The organism is Meiothermus sp., from assembly GCF_037443965.1.
Taxonomy (GTDB): Bacteria; Deinococcota; Deinococci; order Deinococcales; family Thermaceae; genus Meiothermus.
In genome coordinates, this window is sequence record NZ_JBBINI010000004.1 from 19875 (window position 1) to 42935 (window position 23061).

The following is a 23061-nucleotide window of genomic DNA, read 5'->3' on the forward strand; positions in this document are numbered from 1 at the left end:
CAGTCAAAAAACTTCAGGTGGCTATCTTTTTGAATCCAAGAGCACTCCCTTCGGTCGGGGCAATCCATCACCATTCGGCAACGGATTACCCGAATCTGGTATTAGCGATTGTACCGAAAAAACCAGGGGCGCGTCCTTTTGCGCCCCTGTTGGCAGCCCCCAGAGATCAGGGTTTCCAAACCGGCACGGTGGTGGGGTCAACCCCCCATTCCTTGGCCAGGTAGGTCTGGGCCAGCTTGGTGAGGGTTCCGTCTTTCTCCAGGGCTTCCATGATCTTGTCAATCTGGGCCCGGTTGGCGTTGCCCTTGGCAAAAAGCGCCCCGTAGTTCTCGCCGGTCTTGAACTGGCCCACCACCGCCAGCGCCCCACCCGACTTGGCCGCCTCCGAGAGCACGATGGAGGTATCAATGACGAAGGCATCAATCTGCCCGGCCCGCAGGGCCGTGAAACCCGCAGCCACATCCGGGAAGACCCGGGTCAGGTTCTGGGGGTGCTTGAGGGTCTCGCTCAGGAACTTGGCCGCCGTGGTGGCCTGTTGCACGCCCAAGCGGGCCGTCTTGAGGCTGGCCGGTGCGTTGAACTTGGCTTTGTCGGCTGTCCGCACCAGCACGCCGATATCCGAGGAGAAGTAGGGCCTCGAGAAGTCCACCACCCGCTTGCGGGCCTCGGTGATGGTGATCTGCGAGAGGGCAAAGTCGAAGTTGCGGGTCTGGCCGGCAATCAGGGCATCCCAGGCTACGTTCTGCACCACTACCTTGTCCAGCCCCGCACGGTGGGCGATGTTGGCGGCCAGGCAGTACTCGAAGCCGTCCTTGATGGTGGCGGGGCTGTCACCGTTCCAGAAACCCGGCCCCGGCAGGTTGGTCTGCACCGTGAGCTGGCCGGCCACCGCCGGGCGGATGGGGAACTGGCCCTTGGGGCCGGTGACCTCGCAGTTGCCAATCTTGGTCTGGGCCATCCCCAGCGAGGCCAGAACCGCCAGTCCTAGAATCCCGATTTTTTTCATGGAAACCTCCTTAGCTACCCGGTCTATGCGTTCTGCTCAACTTTACAGAACCCCAAAGGGGGCGTCAATGCAGGGCGAGTATGAACCGCAGGCCGTCGTCCACCTGGGACATCACCTCGAGCGGCACCAGGCCCACATAACCCTCGAGGTCGTTCTTGTCAAGGGTGAGCAACTGCGAGACGTTGATGACCGCGTCCCGGTTCAGGCCCGACTCGCTCGAGGCCAGCAGCACATTGCCCGGAGCCTGGCGCAAAGCCAGGTTGGAGGTTATGACCGCCGCAATGGTGGTGGCCAGGCGGCTTCGATTGGCGGTGTCCCGTTGAACAACCAACACCGGATAGCGCAAACCCGGCCCCGAGCCTTCCGGTTCGCCGAGGTCGGCCCACCAGATCTGACCCCGCCGTACCTCTACCACTCGCTGGCCTCGAGGCGGCGCTTGGCTGCACGCCGCAGGACAGGGTCAAGATGACTGTTCGCCTCGCCGTAAACACGGTTGAAAGCCTCGATCTCGGCCTGTTCAGAGTGTACGCGCAAGAAGTGCTCGAGGGCGCGGGCATACAGCTCGCTGCGCGAAATGCGCAGGCGTCGGGCCAGCTTCTCGGCCTCCTGGAAGGTCTGGTCGGGCAGGGAGATGGCCGTCTTCATGGCATGAGTATAACTTGGTTATACCCCGACTCAAGCGCCCGCTGTGATTACAGACTTTCCCACCGCATCGGCTACAATGGGTAGGCTGTGCAGGAGAGGATTCGCAATTTTTCCATCATCGCGCACGTAGACCACGGCAAGTCTACGCTGGCCGACCGCATTCTCCAGATGACCAAAGCGGTCTCGGATCGCCAGATGCGCGAGCAGTTTTTGGACTCGCTGGAGCTCGAGCGCGAGCGCGGCATCACCATCAAGGCCAGCGCAGTGCGGCTGTTTTACCAGAGCAAAGCCGGGGAGACCTACATCTTCAATCTGATCGATACCCCCGGCCACGTGGACTTCGGCTACGAGGTGAGCCGGGCCCTGGCCGCGGTGGAAGGGGTGTTGCTGGTGGTGGATGCCTCGCAGGGGGTGGAGGCCCAGACCATTGCCAACTTCTACCTGGCCATGGAGCACGAGCACACCATCATCCCGGTGATCAACAAGATTGACCTGCCCGGCGCCCAGCCTTTGGAGGTCGCCCTGGAAGTGGAGGAAGTGCTGGGGATTCCCGCCGATGACTGTGTATTTGCCTCGGGCAAGACCGGGCAGGGGGTGGAAGACATCCTAGAAGCCATCGTGAGGCGCATCCCTGCACCTAAGGGCCGGCCCACCAACCCCACCCAGGCCCTGATCTTCGACTCCATCTTCGATGCCTACCAGGGGGTGATTCCCTACGTGCGGGTGATGGACGGCCGCATCCAGCCCGGCGACAAAATCCGTATCTGGTCTACGGGCAAGGAGTTTGAGGTGGACAAGGTGGGGGTCTTTCGGCCTGGCGCATTGGAACCGGTGACCCAGTTCGGCCCCGGCGAGGTGGGCTGGATTACCGCCGCCATCCGCGAGATTGGCGATGCCCAGGTAGGCGATACCATCACCTCGGCCCAGAACCCCTGCCAGGCCCCCTATCCAGGCTTCCAACCGGCCAAACCGGTGGTGTTTGCTGGCCTCTACCCCACCGACACCCAGGAGTACAACCGGCTGCGCGAGGCCCTGGAGAAGCTCAAGCTCAACGATGCGGCACTTTCGTTTGAGCCCGAGACCTCCGAGGCGCTGGGCTTTGGCTTTCGCTGTGGCTTCCTGGGGCTCTTGCACGCCGAGATTGTGCAGGAGCGGCTCGAGCGCGAGTTCGACCTCGACCTCATCTCCACCGCCCCCAGCGTGATTTATCGGGTCAAGCTCACCAGCGGCGAGGAAATCGAGATTCACAACCCCTCCGAGCTGCCCAACCCCGACAAAATCGAGGCCATCTACGAGCCGTACGTCAAGCTCACGGTCTACACCCCCGAGGAATATGTGGGCTCCATCATGCAGCTTTTGCAGGAAAAGCGCGGCAAGATGGGCAATATGCACTACATCGGCAAACGGGTGGAGCTGGTGTACGAGGTACCCTTCGGCGAAATCTTGTACGACTTCCACGACCGCCTAAAGTCCATCAGCCGGGGCTATGCCTCGATGGATTACGAGCAGATCGGCTACCAGGAGGGCGAGCTGGTCAAGGTGAGCATCCTGGTCAACGAGGAGCCGGTGGACGCTCTGGCTTTTATCTCGCACAAAGACAAAGCCTATGGCATCGGGCGCGAGATTGTGGACAAGCTTGGTGAGGTCATTCCTCGCCAGCAGTTCGCAGTGCCCATCCAGGCGGCCATTGGGGGCAAGATTATTGCCCGTGCCACCGTCAAGGCCTTGCGCAAGGATGTGCTGGCCAAGTGCTACGGTGGCGACATCACCCGCAAGAAAAAGCTATTGGAAAAGCAAAAGGAAGGCAAAAAGCGCATGAAGGCCATCGGCAAGGTGGACGTGCCGCAGGAGGCTTTCCTGGCGGTGCTGTCGGCCGGGCGGGAATAAGGCGTAGGGTTGCTGCTAGTTGCGGGTGATATCTGAAAGCCGTTTGGCCAGGTTGCGGGGCGCGGCCTGGAAGCTCAGGGGATTGGCAGGCACCCGCGAATCGCGTCCGCCCTGGCGGATCTCCCCCTGCAAGGAAAAAACAACCCGAGCAGCGCTACTGGCTGCTTGCAGGGGACTGGGGGGCGCAGCAGGGCAAGCGATCAGGGTGGCGATGCCCTCCTCGTCGAATCCCAGACAGTCGGGGTAGCTGACCACAAAACCGCCCGGCTGCACGTAGTCGGCCAGCAGTCGTCCGCTGGAGTCACCGAATACGGTGGGGATGGTCTGGGGAAGGCCGTTGGGCAGGGCCACACCGCTTGTTGCGAAGGAATCTTCGTATATGTACAGCAGCCACTTGTCGTTGTTCTGCGGATCAAGGCCGGGGTTAGCTGCGCCGCTGGCACGGCTGGTGACCCAGCCCCTGGGTAAGGCATAAACCATAACGAACCTGAACTCTCCCGCACTGGGATTGACGGGCCTCAGCATGGCCACCGCCGGGTCCCGACCAATCTGCCAGGTGTTGTTGTTGGTTCGTTGGTTGCGCACCGTGTAGCCACCGGCGCTGCCGATGGTCAGGGTGGTTCCCGGTGGGTAGACGAAGGCGGCAGTGGATAGATAGTCGCTAACCAGGTTGCCCGCGGCGCGGAGGTCTTCGGTCAGCAGTTGGGAGTTCTGTACGAAGCGCAGGCTGTCTGTACCACTGCGCAGACCGCTAGCAATCAGGGCCAGAATGGCCACGCCGATTAAGGCGGCAATCAGCATCTCGATGAGGGTAATGCCGTGGTTGCGCATGGTACCTCTACAGGGGCGGCAGAGCTACCTCGGTAGCGAAGCGGTAGGTGCGGTTTTGCGGTCCGGTGAACTGGATTGTCACCCGGCGCACCACCACCTGGGTGCCCACGGTTTGAACCGTAGCGAGGGTTGGGGTAGGGTTGCTGAACCCACGGGGAGGGGTTACCGTTGGCAGCACGGCCGCGTTGTAGGCCGCGCGGGTGGACCAACTGGCCCGCACGTTGTCAAAGTAGCTGCGGGCAAAAGCCTGGGCCTGGGTATCTACCTGGGCATTGCGGGTGAGAGTAAAGCTCGAGCCGAAGTAACTCAGGATCACAATGGTGATGGAAAGGATGGCCAGGGCCACCATCACCTCCACAAAAGAGAAACCGCTACGGCGCACGGACTACCACCTTTCCGGTACGGCCCACCACGTACACGTTGAGCCGGCGACCCCCAGGGCCTTCCAGCAAAAAGCCCTGGTCCGACACCAGCACATCCCCGTAGGGCGCGCGAAAGGTTACAGTGCTACCTCCCACCGTTCCTGCGAAGCGCACGTTATCCGGCAGCGTTTTGAAAGGAAGGGTAGCCAGGCTGTCTTCCCGGCCAACACGGTAGGTGTCGCCGCCAGGCGTAGCTTCGAAAGCGAAGTTGAGCGACTGACGACGGGCCTGCTGGCGGATAGTTTGAAGTTCGGTGGCAACCTGCGCCGCCGCCTCGCGGATGACCAGGCTTTGCTGGTAAGAACGCAGCGAGACAAAGCCCACCCCTAGCAGGATGCCCAACACGACCAGCACAATCAAAAACTCCACCAGGCTCACGCCGCGTTTGACCAACCCTTTCACTGCCCCACCACTTCCCAGATGCCCCGGTTGAGCTGGGCCTGCTGCCCTGTGGCAATGCGGGGGCGCAGGCGGTTGTCGTGGTAGATGGTTAGGCCCGAGGTGCCGCCTCCAGGCCCTGGCACAAATATCCCGGTGTCGGCAGCTACCAAAGCCCCGCGCAGATCCCAACGCCCATTGAGCTTGGGGTATTTGCGCTGGGAGAGGCCAAAAATTGCATTGGCGGAGTAGAGCAGCCCATCGGTGCGGAGTGGGCCGGTACCTCGAGCGTTCATGGTGCTAGCCCAGAGGTTTTTGAGGGTGGCGTTGTTGAAGGTGCTCGAGGTCACCTCGTAGCGGGCCGCGCGGGCCAGAATGCTGCTGGCCTGGGCTGCCGTGAGGGCAGTGGTGCTTAGTATCGTGTCACCCCGGCAAAAGGAGACTCGAGCGCCATCCCTTATGGTGCTGTAGCTGGCATAGTTTTGCGGATCGTGGCTGCAGCCGGTGGAGAAATAAATCTCGTTTTCCCCGAAGGTATATAGACGTGGCCGGTAGCTACTGTCGCGCAGGTAGCGTTGCAGCTCCCGCCGGTTGAAGTTGGCAATCTCGGTGAGGGCTAGGTTGGGCCGCTGGCTGGGACCTATTGGGTTACTTGTAACCCAAGGCTGAGAGCGGATCTGGGAGCAGGCCTGGTTGGTGGGGTTGGCCCGGCAAAAGCTCATGGTTTGCTGGTTGCGGCTGGTGCTGAGCATGTCCACATTGTCGCGGCTGGGAATGTTGTTGAAGGTATCAATGGTCATGTAGTCGCCCACCACAGTATTACCGCCCGCAATCACGTTGAGCTGGGGCAAGCGGTTGGGGGTACTGTAATCACAGGCCGCTAGGGTGCTTCCCGTACCGCAATCGTAGGTCAGGTCGCCCATCACGTACACGTTGCCGCGGGCCAGAATGGTGCCGGTGCCGCGCACGCGGCCCCGGATGACCACATCCCCATTGATAAAAACTGTACCGCTCAAGTTGATGGGCGTGACCGAGCCGTCCAGAATCACATTGCTCGGGCTTTGGCCCAGGTTGGCCGAGGTCTGGGTCTGCACCGAGCCCCCGCCCGGCCAGGCGATGCTGCCGCTGGGGTTGATGCTCATGGCCGCCGTGAGGGTGCCCGCACTGTAGCTCTCGTTGGTTCCGGCCAGGCTCGAGCTCACCTCGGCATTCCACTCGGCATCGTCAATGAGCCGGTTGTTGTTGGTGTCGGGAATGGGCAGGGGAAAACGATCGGGCAGTTCGCCGTCGGGGTAGCGGTTGCCAAAAGCCGCCAGGTTGTTGGCATCGGGGTAGTTGTAGTACAGGTTCTGCGGCGTGGTGCAGTTGCTAGGGGTTGAGCAGTCGGCAGGTGTGACACTGATCTGGGTGGTGGAGCGAATACGGGCATCGCCCGGGTTCATGGTGGTGCGGTAGCGATTGGAGGGGCCGATGGTGCCGCTGTATTGCTGGCTGACAGTACCCCTGGCTACCAGCGAGCCGTGCACCACGCCCGCTTCTTCGTCGTCGCGCATGATCAGGCTTTCCAGCACCCCCACCTTGGCCCGCCGCCACCAGGTACTGGGGTCGCTGGGGTTGGGGTTACCCCGCAAAGCATCCAGGCTTTTTACGTCCAGGTGGCAGAAAATGCACTCGGCATTGTTGGTCAGAAGGGCATAGTCGAACGGGAAGAAAGCCCGGTCTACCCGGAAAACCTGCCGCAGACGCCGGGTGGTTCCATCGGCCAGGGTGCCGGTGGAGGTTACGGTCAGCACGATGGCATCGGGGTCGGTGCTGGTATCGTCTTGCCGTAAGACCTGTACCACAAAAGTAGAGCCATCCCCCAGGCTTTGCGGGTCGCCAAACAGGCTGGAAATGGTGGCGCCGTTGGTCAGGCCCATCCGGTCTAACTCGATGCCATAGGCCGTTACGCTGGGAGAGGAAGCACGGGCCAGCACCTGGTGCCATAGCCGACCCACGGCCCGCTCGAGCCCCGCCTCGGCAGCAAACTGGGCCTGGGAGGTGCGCAGGGCATCCTGGGCGTTGCGGCGGTTGGAGAGCGAGGTAAGCGTCGAAATGCTGACCAAAATAATGACGATGAACATGAAAACCAGCGTTGAAACCAGGGTAATTCCTTTGGTATTTGGCATGAAAGTCCCCCAAACCTTATAAACCTACTTGAATAATTTGCAATTACCTCGCATTGTAACACCCCCATTTGGGGGTACTGGGGCGTTTATCCAGCAAGACACATCAAATACTCAGTAGCCCAAGGCTGCGGGCCCGCTCGAGCGCCTCCACACGGTTGCGGGCCTCGAGTTTCTCGTAGAGCCGTACCAGGTGATCCTTGACGGTTTCGGGCGAGATGTGCAGATGGCGGGCGATTTCTTTGGTGGAGAGCCCCTGGGCCATCCACTGCAACACTTCTTGCTCGCGGGCAGTCAGTTTGGGCAGTTCGGGGGCCCGCAAGCGGGGTTCTTGCCCCAGGCTAAGCCTGCGCAGCCGCTCGGCCAGGGCCTCGGGGGGCAGCTCTTTGGACCAGTAGGCGTCGGCCCCAGCCAGGGCAGCCTGCTGCACCAAAACCGGCTCGTTGAAGGTGGTGAGCAGGGTAATCAGGCCCCTATAACGCTGTTCACGCAACAGCCGGGCTGCCGTAATGCCATCCATGTGCGGCATCCGCACATCCAACACCACTACATCCGGTACCAGTTGCAAGCTTAGGCTCAGGGCTTCCTGACCATCGCTGGCCTCCCCCACCACCTCGAAGCCTTCGCGCTCGAGGGCAGCCCGCAGGCCCACACGAAACAGGGGGTGGTCGTCGGCGATAAGGAGTCTCATGGTATCTCATACGCATTTCGGCAGTATCGTTCACTTCGGCAAGCCTAAACGATACTACCGAAATGCTTTTCTACTCCCTTCGGTCGGCTTGCATCCTTCACCTCTAACTGCGTCCAACGGTGAAGGATTCAAGCGGAAATGGTATCACAGGCTCAAGACTAATGCCATTAAGCTGCGCCATAGTCCGTTTGTCAAACTCCGAAGCAAGCCACCAACCCAAAAGCACCTGCTTGCGAACGGTAGCAAGCTGAGTGCGGCTCAGCAACACCTATAATGATTTACAGAAGTGTCAAGTTGGACAATGCTATCAGATCCCCCTATCGCGGCCTTCGCTATTTTTGCCGCCGCACGAAAACGAGATGCGTCTGGGCCTAGACGCATGTTGCGCACCCAAGCCTGGGCCGGGCGCGGCCCACGGGTGCTTGGGGTTCGAGTTTCGAAAATGAGAAGAGACCAGAGACGTGTCTCAGCTCGGTGTGACGCTTTCTTCGCCGCGAAGCGGGGTGGCACGCTGGTCTGCGTAGGTCTGGGCTAGGTTAGCCACATAGTGGCAATGGCTTACGCCACCCCCTGTAGGTTCGCCACATAGTGGCAATAGCTTACGCCATTCCCAAGCAGACGCATTCTCGTTTTCGCCGGGCGGCAGCGTTTGTGAAACGCGCGATAAGCCTGGGAAAGCACTTCTCATGACTAATACGCATTTCGGCAGTATCGTTCACTTCGGCAAGCCTAAACGATACTACCGAAATGCTTTTCTACTCCCTTCGGTCGGCTTGCATCCTTCACCTCTGACTGCGTCCAACGGTGAAGGATTCAAGCGGAAATGGTATAAGATTGTGCCCTTTTTCTGAAGGCCGCTCTAAATACCTTCAACGGTCAATTGCCAGGTGGAACTGCTCTGGGTATTCCCCTGGCCAGAATGTCGGACTGTCGAGTAGCCTGTAGGCCATTGGAATACGCAATGCCGATTCTAACCCGCACCGATCCGATTAGGGCATTGGTACTGTTTAGGCTCACGCTAACGGTGCTGGTCGGGATGGCTAGTATTCGGTCTACTTCGCTTGTTATGCCTGCGAACGCAAGGAGGCTCAGATCGGTATCATTATCGGTCACTGAATCTACCACTACGCCGCGTGAACTAAAGCTCGCCGAGGCCCAGTTGCTGGCCACACTGGAAGGGTTGGTGTTGGCATTCCAAGTCAATCCCCTGGCCTGGTATTCCACCAACACCCACCCGCTGTTGCCGGGGGTATTGCCTAAATCGGTGGCATAGGGCGCACGGGCCTCGAGGCGGTACAGAAAACCACAGTACTGGGTCGTGGTCAGGGGGCAGTAGGCGGTTCGGGGGGGAACCAGAACTGCCAGAGCATCGTCGCCCGTGACCACAGCGGTGGTGGTTGCGCCCGTTTGCACGGTGATGGTGGCATTATTCGGAAAGATATAACTGGCTTGTGAGACCACATCGCTGATGCGCAAGATGGCTAGGCGCGCATCCTCATTGACCCGCCCTGCCAGCACTTGGCGGGTGGTGATGTCCTGGTTTTGAAAGATTAGACGGCTCGACAGGCTCAAAATCAGGGCCAACACCGCCATGGCAACCAATAACTCCACCAAGGAGATACCCTTGGAGTCTAGGTACTTGATGTGCCTTGTATCCATCGAAGACTCCACTTAGCGCAACCCCGTAGACTGCGGGTTGCCGATATCGGTTACTAGACGAGCACGGGTATTGGAGCCCTGCCGCACCTCCACCACAATACGCCGAAGAGGCGGTTGACCGGTGCCGGTAAACGCCGTGCCGTCGGGGTTGATCACCTGTGTAGCGTTGATGGTAGCAGTAAGGTTAGCTGATGCGAGCTTGCTGGCGAGTGCAGCCAAATCGGGCGGCGTCGAACCTGCTGTGTAGTTGGCCGGAATGCTCCAATGAGCACGGTAACGCTCGGCCACGCTTTGCACATACTCCGATGCAAAAGCATTGATACGGCTTTGTCGGCTGATCTGGAGGCTCGAGCCAATACTAGCTGCCACTATCCCCAACACAATGGTCAGAACCGCCAGCGCAACCAATACTTCCACCAGGGTAAAGCCCTTCCACTTGTGGTTAGGTTCCATCAGGGAGTCACCACCTTTCCGGTGGGCAAGAGCACCACCTCCCGTACAGGCCTCGAGCCGAGCTGCAAGCCAATGCGGTACTGGTTGATGGGGAAACCCCGACCTGCATATTGAATGGTCGAACCCGTGGGTGTCAGCGAAACAATCTGAACTCCATTTGGAATAAGCAAACTACCCACGTTCCCATCCGAGTTGGCCCACTCGAGGCGACTGGCTGTGCCGGTGGTGAGGGTTACGGTATACCCCCGGCTTTCAGTCAGTGCACGGTTTCCTACCGCACGCAGAGCTTCGGCCACCTCCTGCCGGGCCTGGTTAAGTCGGCTGCTCTGCACGTAGGCATTCAAGTTGGCTATAGCCAGTACCCCCAGGATGGCCAGCACAGCCAGCACAACCAGCATCTCGAGCAGGGTAAACCCCAGTCTCACGACCCACCCCGTTGATAGCCCATTTGAAACTTTAGCTGCTCGGGTAACTGGTTGATTTCAAATGGATATACTTCGCGCTTGCTGCCATCCTGAAAGCTCAGCACCCATCTACCATTTTGCTGGGTCATATAGCTCACCATCTCGGGTCGGATTTCCTCCAGCGCTAGGCTGCTCATAGGCTTGCCGGCAGTGATTTGCACCGGTAAGGCTTCCTGTATGGTCACGGCGGCAGGGGCGGAAACAGGCCTGGTGGCCTGGCTCCTGGGCCACAGCATCCAGATTAGGTAGCCTCCTATTCCCAGCAGCACAACAGCTATCAGCCAACGGGGCATGGGTCTCACCTTACCCTTTCGCTGGGATCAGCACTCAGTCGCCAGGAAACCGTTTGTCCGGGGTTGCCCACCACTAAATTGAAGCCGTAGCCCCCGTTACGCAAGCGGTAATCATAGTTGACCGTCAGGGCACAGTCCTCGGTATCCGCAACCCAATACACCTGACCTGGGCGATTGCACTCGCGCCTGTCATCGGTAGGGCTGGAAAGGAAGTTATAGCGGCTGCTCTTCCACCACCCCTTGTAGCGTCCAGGGGCCAGGATGCCCAGTTCCTTGGCAATCAAACCCCCGTTCATGGCTGTACCCAGCATGCTGGTCTTGCCGGCGATGCGGTAGTTGCTGTAGAGGAAAGCATCCACACGGGTCACCTGGGTTTCGTAGGAAAGCGGCTGGTCACGCACCACCCGCAAGGTGGTTCCATGTTGAATGTGGAAGTAGCCAATTACGTTGCCCGAGTTGTCTCGAAGATCCTGTCCCCCATTGGCGCCAGGTATGGAGGAGGGGCAGCCATTGCTGGTACCTGAAATCCCCGCCAGCCTGCACGCAATCGCTAAGGCCGCGTTGGAAGGAATCCGGGCTGCGACAAGTTGATTGCGGATGTTGTCCCGGTTGGTTCTGCGCTGCGCGGTAGTTCCACTGGGGCTGGGAAATCCCCAGCGCCAGGTGTTGTAGGTGAGGTTGGTGGTGCCCAGCAAGATGTTCCGATAAAAATCATCGGAAATCCAAGCGTTGAAATTGCCAGAGGTATCCACTGAACCGGGGCGGAAGCTGTACGAATAAGCATCCTGGCTGGGGTTGGATTGGTCGGCGGCACGGGTTACAACACGGCTGGCAGTAATTTCCTCGCCTTCGACATTGTAGTAGCGTCCGCCTCGCAGCACCAGCTCATCGCCGTTCTGGGTGTCGTAGTAGCGGTTGCCACCCCAGAAGCCAAACTGGGCCCGGTAGAAGTCGGAAGATTGGCGCAGGTCGTAGGGCAACAGGTTTCCACTAGCATCACGTTCGGTATAGTCGCCCACAACAGTGTTACCCCGCGCCGCTAAGCGCAGCTCATCCCGCCCGTTGGCAATGTTGAGCCGGGCGCATTGGTTGGGGTCGGTTACGCCGGTACAGATCCCTTGCCCTGGTTTGGAGGGCGGGTTCTGGTAGGTTACGTTGCCCGCAATGTAGAGGTTGCGTCCGGTGTAGATTGCACCACGCCCCCGCACCACCCCCTTGATCACCACATCCCCGCTCACATATATATCTTTGTCCAACACGATGGGATTGCTGGGGGTGCCAATCAGCACCAGGTTGCCGTTGTGGGTTCGGCTAATGTTGCCTACTTGGCCAGCGGTAAGGGTGGTGGAGTTGAGAACCTGGTTGGAGTTCAGCGCCACAATGATGCCACCACTAAGGCTGCCATTGGCACTGGCCAGGGCCACCGCGCGCTTAATGGGGGGGAAATCGGGAATACCGTCTCCATCGGTGTCTTGGGGCAGGGCCGAGTTGGTGGAGTTCGATTCCACATCGCCCGTCACCAGTGAGCCATTGATGCGATAGGCATTGAGCGTACCCGTTCCATTGGCCGAGTGGTTACCACGTGTCAGAGCCCCTTGAGCGTTGCGGGGCGTGTCGTCGTTGGTGATGGTACGAGCGGCATACAGATTGCCCCGAATAACCGAGCCACCCTCGTTAGCACCCGAACCCTGCCCTCTAACTCCCTCGCTTCCCCAGCCAGGTCGGTGGTGGAACAAAGCTCCCACATCTCCGTTGACCCGCAAATGGCAGTACATGCAGTTGGTGGTTTCGGACAGCATGGCCAGTTTGAACACGTCGTTTTGCCCAAAGCTGACCCGTCGCACCACGGTCTGACTCTCATTGCCCCGGCTGGCGGTGGAGGCCACCTCAATCCAGCCATACTCCGCACTCACCCCAGAAACTCCCACCACCCGCCAGCGCCCAGTAATTCCGTTGCCCAGATCCACCGTGGTGGTGGTGGGGTTTTCGCTGACCTGGGCAATATAGGCCGGTACGCCGATACCCCGGCTCCGGTAATCCAGCACCAATTGCAGCCGGGCACGTTCCGAGAGTCCATCGGCAGACTGGGCCAGCTCATCTCGGATGCTTACGGTACGACCATTGCGCAGCTCACTGAGCACACTTGCACTGAGGGTGGTGAAAATCGCAACTACGATCACCACCGCTACCAACACGGTAACAAGCGCGATTCCTTTTGGGGAGAAGGGGTTGGTTTGATCAGGGTTCATGGCAGCTCCTCGCTAATTTCCTGATTAACCAGTGTGCACAGACCCAACCAGTCGCTACACCCCCATTTGGGGGCTTCGGCGTTACGTTAATAAGTTGTTAATACATCGTCTCAGACTGTTGTTAGTGAACATTTATTCGTGTCCGAGAGGGTTATCTGCTTCTTTCCAAGACCCCCGTCGCCCGTGGTCAAATATCACAATCCAATCCTGTTTAGAGCAACCATTTACAAAGAAGGATTCTTGATTCGATCGCAGTTCCCTCCGTTACTCGACCCAACATGCAGCACAATTGATCCAGTGCCATAAAAACTGTTGTAAAGGTGTTCGTGGGAACGGCTCTGGCTTTATGACACCCTAATGCGCAGCCGGGTTCCCTGCCCCGGCAAGGCCAGGCTTTCTAGCTGCCCGCCGTGTACCTCGGCCACCCGCCGGGCCACATATAGCCCCAGCCCCGCACTGCCCGCCCGCACCCCGTGCAGGCGCTGGCTGCGGAAAGGCTGGGAAAGGGCCTCGAGGCGGTCGGGCAACCCCGGCCCGTCGTCTTCAACCTCGAGCCAACCATCTCCTGCCCGCAATACCACCCGGCTTTGGGCATGCCGCAGGGCATTCTCGACCAGGTTGGCCAGCGCCCGCTCGAGCAAGAGTCGCTCGGCGCGGACCTGTCCAGCGCACTCAATCTCCAAGCGCAGGCCGCGCTTCTGGGCTTGCTGGGCGTAGCGCAGGCGGAAGTCTTCCAGAATCGAGCGCAGGTTGAGGTTTTCCGGCTGGATGCGCTGGGCCTCGAGGCGGCTGGCCGTGAGCAGATTCTCTACCAGCAAATAGCTACGGCTCAATTCTTCCTGCAGGGTACGCAACATCTCCTTGCGCTTCTCTGGCCCGATCTTGTCGGCTTCTTCCAGGTATTCCAGCGCCCGCAGGCTGGCCAACAGGGGGGTTTTGAGGTCGTGGGTTAGGGCGGCGTAGGTGGCCTCGCGGGCTTCCAACAGTTCTCGCAGGTGATCGAGCACCTCCTCGAAGCCCTCGCGCAGTTGTCCAATCTCGGCAGGCGGGCGTTGTTTGGGTGAGGGCAGCGATAGTTCGGCCAGGGTGCGATTGGCTCCACGCAAGTAGTACAGGCCACGGGTGAGCTCGTCCATGGGGCGCAGGAGGGTGTTGGCCAAGATGTAACCCACACCGGCGGCAATCAGGGCCAGCACCAGCACCCAGATCAGCAAAAAAAGCGAGGTCTGCAAAGGCTGCTCGCGGGCCGAGACCCAGAAGGTCACCACAATCACCAGGTTTGGAACGAAAGCCAGTAAACCAATGACCCAGGCCAGTTGATGCTTGAGCGGCATGGCCTCAGTCTACCGATCCGCCGACTCGGGTTCTGGTTTTACATTCTCTTCGACCCAAACAAAAACCCCACATTCCAGGTGGGGGTTCAGTTAAACCACAGATTGCACTACCAACCCCAAAAACGATAAGCGCGACCCTCGCTTTAGCGGCGCTCGTAGGACATGATCTTGAAGGAGGCGATGATGGTGTCTTCGGGAATTTGAGCCGCTACCGGGATGTTGCCCATGGTCGGGACGTAGGTTACTTCGGCCCGTTGCCCGGCGTTGCACTGGCTACCACCGGCACTGGTGGTGCAGAACTCGTTGGTCACCACCGTGCCCAGGGTGCGCTGATCGCGCTGGGTGCGGAAGCGGCCCCCCGCGTAGAAGATGCCCATGGTATTGTTGGTGAGTTGCTCGATGTTGTTCTGGGCCAGCAGCCCCAGCACCTGGTTGGGGAAGGTGGCCGAGCTGGCGTCGGGCAGAAGGTCACCGTTTAGGGTAATGCTGCCACCCTCAACAAAGATGGAGGCATTGCGCTCGGTGGGGTCGGTGAAGTCGAAAGCCCGGTAGTTTACGGCATTGCTGAATCTCACGTTAATTCCGCTGGTGTGCAGGGTTCCATAAATCTCCAGCGTACCCGGATTGCCGCTTATGTAACGGAAACCGCCGGTCTTGCCGCTCAGGCTATAGCGGCAGTCCACGCTGGTACTTCCAAAACGCAGCTCACCCCCACTTAGCAGGTTGCCCAACACGCACGACAGCGGGCTGGTTGGAACTGCGCCCGTAGGGAAAAGAACAGCCGCACTGGTAATCCGAAGGCCTCGAGCCGCCGCCTCATCGCGCACGCAGGCCGCCCAGGTTCGGCTGGGGTCGCTGGTGCAGGGGGTGGTGTTGAACTCGGGGAAGCGGGGCGCCAGAGCGGGAGGAAGGTCAAAAGCACCCCGGTCGTCGGTGCAAATACCCCGGTTGGACTGGCAAACATTGGAGGTATTACCGAAGATGTCACTGGCTGCGTCCCCCACATAAGCGCCCAGCAGGGGGTTGCTGGGATCGCCGTACTCGGAGCTGCCGCCCACTTCCACGCGCCCGTACTGCACCCGCAGCGTCGCGCAGAGGTTGGAGAGGCTGCGCATGTCGGTATTGAGGCGGCTGCCGAACACGCTGTCGGTGGTGTAATTGTATTCGTTCTCCATGCGGAAGTTACCGTTGGAGTCAATTACAACCCGGTCGGGGTCGCTGCTCTGGCCTTGCACATAGAGCCCCCCACGTATGAGGGCCCCGCCGTTGAGGTGGCGGTTGGCTGAACCACGCCCACTAAAGATGGCATAGTTCCAGGGGCCGGTGTTGGAGAGGTCGAAGGTGGCCTGGGCAATGGCCTGGGAACCATTGAACCGGCCCACCGAGCGCACCAGCATAAAGCGGGAGCGGGTGGGGTCCTGGGCTACCGTAATGGTATAGGTGCCGGTGCTGGAACCCATGTGTACGCTACCGGTGCGGGTGGTGGGCAGGGTTTCGTTGGTTTCGATGGTTCCGTTGCGGTTCCAGTCCACCCCGCCGGCCAGGACGTTGCCGCACTCGCTGCGGGTGGGAACACGGTTTCCACCCGCATTGCTCACCGTCTGGTAAAGCTGCCAGCGATAAGCCTGGAACAATCGGGTTTTCCACTGTTGCAGGCCGGTTTCGGCCACATAGTAGGCTTCGGTGGCGCCCCGCTCGTTGCGGGCGCTCCACTGGCTGATCATGGTGGTAACCGAGGAGGCAAAAGCCAGCAGCCCCACCGCGACCAGGATGGCCAGCGTAACGACCAGGGCAATTCCTTGGGGTTGTCGCATCACAGCACCTCGTCGGTTTTCAGGTTGCGGATAGGTACCCGCTGGGCGATGGTGTAGGTGTAGGTATTCTGGGGCGAGACCGCCGTAACGGTGACCAGGGCAGCCCGCACAAAACGCTCGGTGGGGTTCGCAACGGTAATGCAGCCACTGGGCAGCCCTACTTCGGTGGCCGCCGAATCGCCGCAGACATAGCGAATATTGAGCTGGGTGATGTGGGTGGCGAACTCACGGTAGCTACTAGCAGCAATGTTGTTGGTGGGCGCCTGGCTACAAGGCACATCCGCCCGGAACAGGGTGGTGCCACTAAAGCTATAGCCGATGGAGCGGCATTCCTGGCCGCTTGGGTAGAGGCTGGTGTGGTAGCGGGTCACAAAGGTGTCGTTGCTGGTGTTGTCGGTGCCCGTGAGGCAGGGGGTTCCGGGTGCACAGGAAACCCAGTTGGCAGCGTCAAAACGCACCTCGTTGTTGCGAATGAAGCGGCTCGAGCCCGCCAGAATCAAATCCTGGCTCACCATCTGCAAGACCAGCCGGGCGCGGTCTTGTACCTCGTTGCGCTCCTGAATAATGCGGGTGTCCTGCGATTGGCCAGCAAAGAAGCGTGTCGCAATGGCCAGCACCGCACTGAAAATTGTCAATACCACCATCAGCTCGAGGATGGATAAACCTTTAGCTCTCATAACCCTCTCCTAGTTGACCTGTGGGCACGGCTCGAGGCTACCGGCCCCGATGGCGGCGGTACGCGAAGCAAAGCTGTCGTAGCACGAAACCTTGGTAGCTAGGTTGATGGTGATGCCCTGGCTGGCTGCCGAAGATTGGATCAAAATTTGCCCTTCGCCATCCAGACCTTCGTCAATACCGCTGTTGATGATGAATCCGGTGCCTGAGCAGACAAAGTTGCTTGCGGTTTCGTTGCCAGTGGGGCAGCCGTTGTAGTAGCGGGTAAAGTTGGCCAGTACCACCCCCACCTGGTTCTCGAGAATCTGGGTAGCGGTATCTTTGACCTGACTCACCACCCCGGCCCTGGCGGTCGCCTGGTAGTTGGTAACTTGCGAAAACACCAGCACCCCAAACGCCACGGCCATCACAGCCAGGGCAATCAGCAGTTCTACCAGTGTGATACCTCGATTCTGCATATGCACTCCTATGGACAGGCCGTGCGAATCTGGGCCCGGCCTTGCTGGTTGATGTTGACAAAACGGCTATAGGAGCCGATGGAAAGTTGCACGCTGCGGCTGGTAGCGAGCTGGTAAACCCCTCGAGCATCGAAAACCACTTCGGCGCTGCTCGAAGCTGCTACGTCGGCAGCGGTACACTGCACCAAGCTGCCCTGTACCCGGCCCCACTCCCCGGCCCCAAACTCGGTACGGCTAATGACAGGGTCGCTGTTGTCGAGGCCGTTTTGGTTTGTGTCGGCCACAATTTCGTAGCGGTTGGTTCCACTGGCAAAACTGAAACGAAGCCCTACCGGCACATTGCGTCGGAGTGCTTCCAGACGGGCTCGAGACACATCGGCACTCAACACCTGGGCCGCTTGATTGACCCGCATCCGATCGGAGCTAAACCACCCGCCCCCCAGGGCAATCAAAATGCCCAGTATCACAGTCACCACGATCAGTTCGATCACGCTCAGGCCGCTGGCTCGTTTCATAAGACCCCTTGCCTGGACATAGCGAGTATGTTTGGGTTATGGGCAGTATTGGCGGAAGATCTCGTACTCTGCACGTCCAGTGTTTGGCTCACTGGGTGCATCGTAGAAGCCAGAGGAAGAGCTTATGGTGACCTATGAACTAGAAACTTGGTTGTATGGTAACGCCAAGTAACGGTCAGATTAATGAAGATTGACTTGTGCAGCAAAGCAACTTTTTTACAACAGGCACATGCGAAATTAATTAAACAACCCCCCATTTAGGGGTGCTGGAGGGCCCGTGAAATAACCGCTTAGCCTGCTGCAAGTTTGACAGGCACCCCCACTCAGCCGCTACGCTAAACCCCATGAACTACGGCGACTGGGCCCTGCTGCAAGACCGGCGGGGCCGGGTGTATATGTTTCGTTTGCAAGAAGGGGGCCTGTTCAACTACCACCGGGGCTCCATCCGCCACGAGGCCATCGTGCAGGCCGGGGCCGGCCAGTTTGTGGCCACCCCCCAAGGCGAACGCTTCAGCATCCACCACCCCACCCTGGAAGACTACGTGCTCCAGATGCCCCGCGAGGCCACCCCCACTTACCCCAAAGACGCCGCCACCATCTGCTTTTTGCTCGACCTGGCCCCAGGGATGCGGGTGCTGGAAGCAGGCTCGGGCTCGGGTGGCCTGACCCTGTACCTGGCGCGGGCGGTGGGGCCCACAGGCCGGGTCTGGAGCTACGAATCCCGCCCTCGACACCTCGAGCGGGCTAAACGCAACCTGAGTGAATTTGAGGATTGGGGCATCGTAAGCTGGGTAGAAGCCGATGTCGGCCAGGCCCAGTTGCAACCCGATTCTTTCGATGGCATCGCGCTGGACCTCATGGAACCCTGGACGGTGCTCCCGGCCCTCACCCCTGCCCTCAAGCCAGACCGCTTCTTAGTCTGCTACCTGCCCAACCTGACTCAAGTAATTACGCTGCTCGAGCAGCTCAAAACCCTACAACTGCCTTTTTTGCTCGAGCGCACCCTGGAGGTGCAGCACCGGGAGTGGGATGTGCGACCCCCCATCGCCCACCCCAAGTTTCAGCAGGTGGGGCACACGGCATTTTTGGTGCAGCTCAGGCGGGTTGGAAAGGAATAACGGTCGGGTTCAGCCGCGCCGCGAAGCGGCGTCGGCTTGGACGAATTGTTAGACCACGCCAAGAAGGATCTCACGAAGCGGGTCACCGCCATCTATGAAGAGCGGGCCACCCTTTCGAAGCGCGGCTCGGATCCGAGCGAGCGCAACCTGTTGCTTCTCCGGGTGCCGTTCATCCAGGACGCCGACGCGCACCGCGAAGGCCAAATCATACAGCCGCTCGCCGGGCTGGAGCACGAAGTCTTCGATTGCGACCTGCCGGAAGCTCAGGACACCTGTTGAAATCAGCGCCTGGGAGCCCGAGATGGCTTGCGCAATAGCCTTCGCAGAGCGATCTATACCCAGCACATGCCCACTGCCAATGCGCTCAGCGACCGCACGAGCCGCGACACCGGGCCCGCAACCAATCTCCAGGACCCTAAGCCCGCGCTTGAGGGGCAGGGACTCCACAACTTCCAGCAGTCTTGGGGAAATGTTGCCAGGCACAAGGTACCTTCAAGCGTGGCCTAACGGTGGGCTTCAGGCGCTCCGCGAAGCGAGCGCAGCGGAGTCGCCTGCAAGCCGTGTTAGGCCGCACCCCCTACACTACAGGGCCGATGCCCCAAAGAACCTTAACTGCAAGCAGCCAACCCGGACTAGGAAGGAACGTAGATCAACCTGATCACATCCTCGTCAATCCGATCATTAGCTACAAGGTGGAGCGGTGGCCGGGGTCCGGCGAAATATGGCTTGCCGTGACCAAGCACGACGGGGTGCAGGTAGATTCGATACTCATCGATCAGGCCAAGTTCGGTGAGGCTTTGCGCCAAGGTCGGGCCAGCAACTTCGATCTCCCCGTCGCGCTTGGCCTTCAGCTCGCGGATCGCGCCCTCAAGATCATCCTCAATAAGCCTGGCGTTGGGGCCAACCGACTTCAACGAGCGCGAGACGACCCATTTCGGCTGGTTCCGCCACGCCGCCGCGAAGGCGTGTTCCTCTGCATCCCATTCCGGGTGATCGTCGTCCCAGTACCGCATGACCTCATACATCCGGCGACCGTAGACACTGCCCGCCTGCCCCTGAGCTTCCTCGATGAAGTAGCGGAAGAGCGTGGGGCTTGGTGCAAACGCCATATGGTCGACGTAGCCGTCCAGGGACTGGTTCATTCCGAACACGAGTTTAGCCATACCACTCCCTTTCCTCACGTAGTTATACCGCTGGTGCGGTATAACACTCTCTTGAGAGGAGTTATGCTGAAGTGACGAATGCTAATAGACCACCAAAGTTTTATTCACCCAAAAACTCCTCCATTCCGAAACTCGGCGCGCGAGGCCACCAGGGTTCGTCATTTAACCCGTAGTTCCAAGTAATCATAATCTACATTACATCTGATCATACGCGGTAGGAGTTTATGGGCATAAAATAGGGCTTCCTGCGGACACAGGAGGCCCGAGATGAATCTACCACGCCCGATGATGAAAGCTGTAGCGGCGATGATGAAGGCGGCAGATGCGCGGAGCTGCTTGGGGATGGCGGAAGGATGCAAGTACGCCCATGACGGCATTTACCGAGCTTTAGAGGTGGGACTTGAGCAGTATTTTGGTTGTTGTCTGCTGGTGCTGAGGTTGCTGGGCGGGCTGGGTCGGGGGAGTCTGGTGATTGACGATGTGGTGATCGCCCCCTGGCAGCCAGGCTTGTTGAACTTGCCCAGGATCAAGGACAGCTCGACGGGGCCGTATGTGCGGGGGTTCAGCGTGGTGGCGTTGCTGTGGACGGACGGGCTGATCCGGCTGCCGCTAGCCTTTCGGGTCTGCTGGGGCGACGATGCGGCCAAAGGTAAGGGGGTTCTAGCCCTGGATTTGCTGGAGTGGGCCGCAAGGCAAGGGTTCAAGCCGGAATACGTGCTGTTTGATGCCTGGTACGCCTCCAGAACGCTTTTGAGCAGGGTTCATGGACTCGGGTGGTCTTTCGTCACCAGACTACGCAAAAACCGACTGCTGGACAGCCGCCAGCTCAAACACCATGGCCCGCCCTTCTGGGCAAACTCAAAGGTCTTGGCTTTCTGGTCAAGGTTCTGCCTCGGGGTAACTTCTACCTTGCTACCAACGCCGTCCGACTCTCCAAGGAGCAGATCCTCGCCGCCTACAAGCTCCGCCCCAACACTGAGGAGCTCTTCCGTGGGCTCCAGCAGGAACTCGGCTGGCAGGGCCACCGCCACCACAAGCGCGACCGGCTCGCCGCCCATCTGGCCCTGGGCTTCCTCGCTTACGCCCTCATCGAGTTCAACCGCACACGACCCAAGCAGACCATGACCTTCTACCAGCACCGCCGTAAGCTCATCTCCTACAGCATCACCCCCGATCTATCCCCTCTAGCACAGATCGCGGCCTGACTGCGTAAAATCAGTCCAAGATCAATGGAAGCAGCATCGAAAAACGGGGAAAAACCTTGAAAAAATCAGCCATTTATAGAGTTAGAGCAACGCGCGTATGAATCTTATTGCAGTATACAGATCACCCGACAAGTGCCATTTCGTGGTTTATTTGTATACTGTATACACCTTATGCTAGAGCAAACAGCCGAGGTCGTGATCTGTGGGGCCGGCATTGCCGGGGTGGCGGCGGCCTATCACCTGGCGGTAAAGCGGGGTCTGAAGGATGTAGTGATCGTTGAGCAGGGCGACCCGCTCTCGCTCACCTCGGACAAGTCCACCGAGGCCTACCGCAACTGGTGGCCCGGCCCCGACGGAGCCATGCTGGCCTATATGAACCGCAGCATCGAGCTGCTGGAGGGGATGGCCCAGCAGTCGGCCAACCGCATCCAGCTCAACCGGCGCGGCTACCTGTACGCCACCGCCGAGGCCAGCAAAATTGAGCGGCTGGCCCAGGCCGCCGAACAGGCCGCCCAGCAGGGTGCGGGGGCCCTGCGGGTGCACAGCCGCCCTTCTGCGGCCTACCCCGGTGGCCCCCAGGACGGGGCCGACCTGATTACCTCGCAAAGCCTGATTCGCCAGCACTTCCCCTACCTGTCCCCCGACACCCAGGCCGTGCTGCACGTGCGGCGGGCGGGGTGGCTCTCGGCCCAGCAGTTGGGGATGTACCTGCTGGAGGAGGCTCGAGGCCACGGGGTGCGGCTGGTGCAGGGCCAGGTGGTGGGGGTCGAGACTGCGGGGGGCGCGGTGCAGGGCGTGCAGGTGCAGCAGAAGGATGGCAGTCTGCTGTTCATCCAGGCTCCGGCCTTCGTCAATGCCGCCGGGCCCATGCAGCGGGAAGTGGCGGCCTTGCTGGGGGTCGAGCTGCCGGTGTTTGCCGAGCTACACCGCAAGATGAGTTTCAGTGAGCACCTGGGCGTGGTGCCCCGCGAGGCCCCCATGCTGATCTGGCTGGACGAAGTGGAACTGCCCTGGAGCCCCCAGGAGCGCGCCCTGCTGGCCGAGGACGCCTCCACCCGATGGCTGCTGGAGCGGCTGCCTTCGGGGGTGCATGGCCGGCCCGACGGCCACGGGGAAAGCACCACCTTAATCGTGCTGTACAACTACCACACCGAGCCCCATACACCCACCTTCCCCATCCCCCCGGAGCCCCACTACGCCGACGTGGCCCTGCGCGGCTTCTCGGTGATGCTGCCCGGCCTGCGGCAGTACTTCGAGAAAGCCCCCAGGCCCTGGATAGACGGCGGTTACTATCTCAAGACCCAGGAAAACCGCCCCCTGATTGGCCCGCTGCCGGTCAAGGGGGCCTATCTGGTGGGGGCTTTGTCGGGCTTTGGGGTCATGGCGGCCTGCGCGGCAGGGGAACTGCTGGCGGCCCATCTGACCGGCGCGCCCCTGCCCAGCTACGCCCCGGCCTTTTTACTGTCGCGCTACCAAGACCCGGCCTACCAGCAACGGCTACGGGACTGGGGCGATACCGGCCAGCTTTAGCCCCGAATCGGCGTTGGCATGGGTGAGGGACGCTCTCCCCCGGACTCGAGCAAGCCCTCTCCAGGCTCCCAGCCCCATGAAGGGGATGTTCTCATCCTAGGCAAGG

The 23061-nt window shown here is 60.1% G+C and carries 24 protein-coding genes; 5 read left to right on the plus strand and 19 right to left on the minus strand.

All coding sequences use genetic code 11. The features are described from left to right. Window positions 1–166: 166 nt before the first annotated feature. From WKI89_RS03220 to WKI89_RS03230, 3 genes are all read right to left on the minus strand, one after another. A complete protein-coding gene (locus tag WKI89_RS03220) occupies window positions 167–1006 on the minus strand; it encodes an ABC transporter substrate-binding protein (RefSeq protein ID WP_337867785.1) in 840 nt (279 codons plus the stop codon). Window positions 1007–1070: 64 nt separating this feature from the next. Then, window positions 1071–1421 carry a type II toxin-antitoxin system PemK/MazF family toxin gene (locus WKI89_RS03225; protein ID WP_337867786.1) on the minus strand — a complete coding sequence of 117 codons (351 nt, stop codon included), beginning with the start codon at window positions 1419–1421 and terminating at the stop codon, window positions 1071–1073. Beyond that, window positions 1415–1651, minus strand: coding sequence for a hypothetical protein (locus WKI89_RS03230; RefSeq protein WP_337867787.1), 237 nt, complete (start codon window positions 1649–1651; stop codon window positions 1415–1417). Before WKI89_RS03230 ends, WKI89_RS03225 begins: the two co-directional genes overlap by 7 nt. Window positions 1652–1738: 87 nt before the next feature. Here WKI89_RS03230 and lepA point away from each other — a divergent pair, with 87 nt between their 5' ends. Beyond that, on the plus strand, window positions 1739–3538 hold the full coding sequence (gene lepA / locus WKI89_RS03235; RefSeq protein WP_337867788.1) for a translation elongation factor 4: 1800 nt from the start codon (window positions 1739–1741) through the stop codon (window positions 3536–3538). A 15-nt stretch (window positions 3539–3553) separates the two neighbouring features. On the opposite strand, the gene WKI89_RS03240 is transcribed toward lepA, so the two are convergent. The 15 genes from WKI89_RS03240 to WKI89_RS03310 form a co-directional block, all read right to left on the minus strand. Next, window positions 3554–4369 (minus strand): type II secretion system protein, encoded by an 816-nt coding sequence (locus tag WKI89_RS03240; protein ID WP_337867789.1) that lies wholly within the window; start codon window positions 4367–4369, stop codon window positions 3554–3556. 7 nt (window positions 4370–4376) lie between these two features. Next, on the minus strand, window positions 4377–4751 hold the full coding sequence (locus WKI89_RS03245; RefSeq protein WP_337867790.1) for a prepilin-type N-terminal cleavage/methylation domain-containing protein: 375 nt from the start codon (window positions 4749–4751) through the stop codon (window positions 4377–4379). Beyond that, on the minus strand, window positions 4741–5193 hold the full coding sequence (locus WKI89_RS03250) for a prepilin-type N-terminal cleavage/methylation domain-containing protein (protein ID WP_337867791.1): 453 nt from the start codon (window positions 5191–5193) through the stop codon (window positions 4741–4743). Before WKI89_RS03250 ends, WKI89_RS03245 begins: the two co-directional genes overlap by 11 nt. Next, window positions 5190–7337, minus strand: coding sequence for a pilus assembly PilX N-terminal domain-containing protein (locus WKI89_RS03255; RefSeq protein WP_337867792.1), 2148 nt, complete (start codon window positions 7335–7337; stop codon window positions 5190–5192). The genes WKI89_RS03250 and WKI89_RS03255 overlap by 4 nt, the downstream gene beginning before the upstream one ends. A gap of 103 nt (window positions 7338–7440) precedes the next feature. Then, the gene (locus WKI89_RS03260; protein ID WP_337867793.1) at window positions 7441–8025 is read right to left on the minus strand and encodes a response regulator transcription factor; all 585 of its coding nucleotides are present in this window, start codon (window positions 8023–8025) and stop codon (window positions 7441–7443) included. Between the two features lie 876 nt (window positions 8026–8901). Next, entirely contained in the window at window positions 8902–9684 is a 783-nt protein-coding gene (locus tag WKI89_RS03265) for a prepilin-type N-terminal cleavage/methylation domain-containing protein (RefSeq protein ID WP_337867794.1), read from the minus strand. 12 nt (window positions 9685–9696) lie between these two features. Beyond that, a complete protein-coding gene (locus tag WKI89_RS03270) occupies window positions 9697–10137 on the minus strand; it encodes a prepilin-type N-terminal cleavage/methylation domain-containing protein (RefSeq protein ID WP_337867795.1) in 441 nt (146 codons plus the stop codon). After that, on the minus strand, window positions 10137–10562 hold the full coding sequence (locus WKI89_RS03275; RefSeq protein ID WP_337867796.1) for a prepilin-type N-terminal cleavage/methylation domain-containing protein: 426 nt from the start codon (window positions 10560–10562) through the stop codon (window positions 10137–10139). The genes WKI89_RS03270 and WKI89_RS03275 overlap by 1 nt, the downstream gene beginning before the upstream one ends. Next, a complete protein-coding gene (locus tag WKI89_RS03280; RefSeq protein WP_337867797.1) occupies window positions 10559–10894 on the minus strand; it encodes a hypothetical protein in 336 nt (111 codons plus the stop codon). The genes WKI89_RS03275 and WKI89_RS03280 overlap by 4 nt, the downstream gene beginning before the upstream one ends. 5 nt (window positions 10895–10899) lie before the next feature. Then, window positions 10900–13143, minus strand: coding sequence for a hypothetical protein (locus WKI89_RS03285; protein WP_337867798.1), 2244 nt, complete (start codon window positions 13141–13143; stop codon window positions 10900–10902). Window positions 13144–13487: 344 nt separating this feature from the next. Beyond that, on the minus strand, window positions 13488–14477 hold the full coding sequence (locus WKI89_RS03290; protein WP_337867799.1) for an ATP-binding protein: 990 nt from the start codon (window positions 14475–14477) through the stop codon (window positions 13488–13490). A 143-nt stretch (window positions 14478–14620) separates the two neighbouring features. Further along, on the minus strand, window positions 14621–16291 hold the full coding sequence (locus tag WKI89_RS03295; protein ID WP_337867800.1) for a pilus assembly PilX N-terminal domain-containing protein: 1671 nt from the start codon (window positions 16289–16291) through the stop codon (window positions 14621–14623). After that, window positions 16291–16968 (minus strand): prepilin-type N-terminal cleavage/methylation domain-containing protein, encoded by a 678-nt coding sequence (locus WKI89_RS03300; protein WP_337867801.1) that lies wholly within the window; start codon window positions 16966–16968, stop codon window positions 16291–16293. Before WKI89_RS03300 ends, WKI89_RS03295 begins: the two co-directional genes overlap by 1 nt. 9 nt (window positions 16969–16977) lie before the next feature. Continuing rightward, window positions 16978–17424 carry a type II secretion system protein gene (locus tag WKI89_RS03305; RefSeq protein ID WP_337867802.1) on the minus strand — a complete coding sequence of 149 codons (447 nt, stop codon included), beginning with the start codon at window positions 17422–17424 and terminating at the stop codon, window positions 16978–16980. Window positions 17425–17432: 8 nt separating this feature from the next. Further along, entirely contained in the window at window positions 17433–17939 is a 507-nt protein-coding gene (locus WKI89_RS03310; protein WP_337867803.1) for a GspH/FimT family pseudopilin, read from the minus strand. Window positions 17940–18283: 344 nt separating this feature from the next. On the opposite strand from WKI89_RS03310, the gene WKI89_RS03315 reads away from it, so the two are divergent. After that, the gene (locus WKI89_RS03315) at window positions 18284–19057 is read left to right on the plus strand and encodes a methyltransferase domain-containing protein (RefSeq protein WP_337867804.1); all 774 of its coding nucleotides are present in this window, start codon (window positions 18284–18286) and stop codon (window positions 19055–19057) included. Between the two features lie 36 nt (window positions 19058–19093). Then, window positions 19094–19336 (plus strand): hypothetical protein, encoded by a 243-nt coding sequence (locus WKI89_RS03320; protein WP_337867805.1) that lies wholly within the window; start codon window positions 19094–19096, stop codon window positions 19334–19336. A 353-nt stretch (window positions 19337–19689) separates the two neighbouring features. Here WKI89_RS03320 and WKI89_RS03325 read toward each other — a convergent pair whose 3' ends face one another. After that, window positions 19690–20220, minus strand: a complete 531-nt coding sequence (locus WKI89_RS03325; protein ID WP_337867806.1) for a dihydrofolate reductase family protein — start codon at window positions 20218–20220, stop codon at window positions 19690–19692. Between the two features lie 773 nt (window positions 20221–20993). On the opposite strand from WKI89_RS03325, the gene WKI89_RS03330 reads away from it, so the two are divergent. Further along, window positions 20994–21425: a hypothetical protein gene (locus tag WKI89_RS03330; RefSeq protein ID WP_337867807.1), complete on the plus strand. Its 432-nt coding sequence runs from the start codon at window positions 20994–20996 to the stop codon at window positions 21423–21425. Window positions 21426–21596: 171 nt separating this feature from the next. Next, window positions 21597–22955, plus strand: coding sequence for an FAD-binding oxidoreductase (locus WKI89_RS03335; protein WP_337867808.1), 1359 nt, complete (start codon window positions 21597–21599; stop codon window positions 22953–22955). Window positions 22956–23061 lie beyond the last annotated feature (106 nt).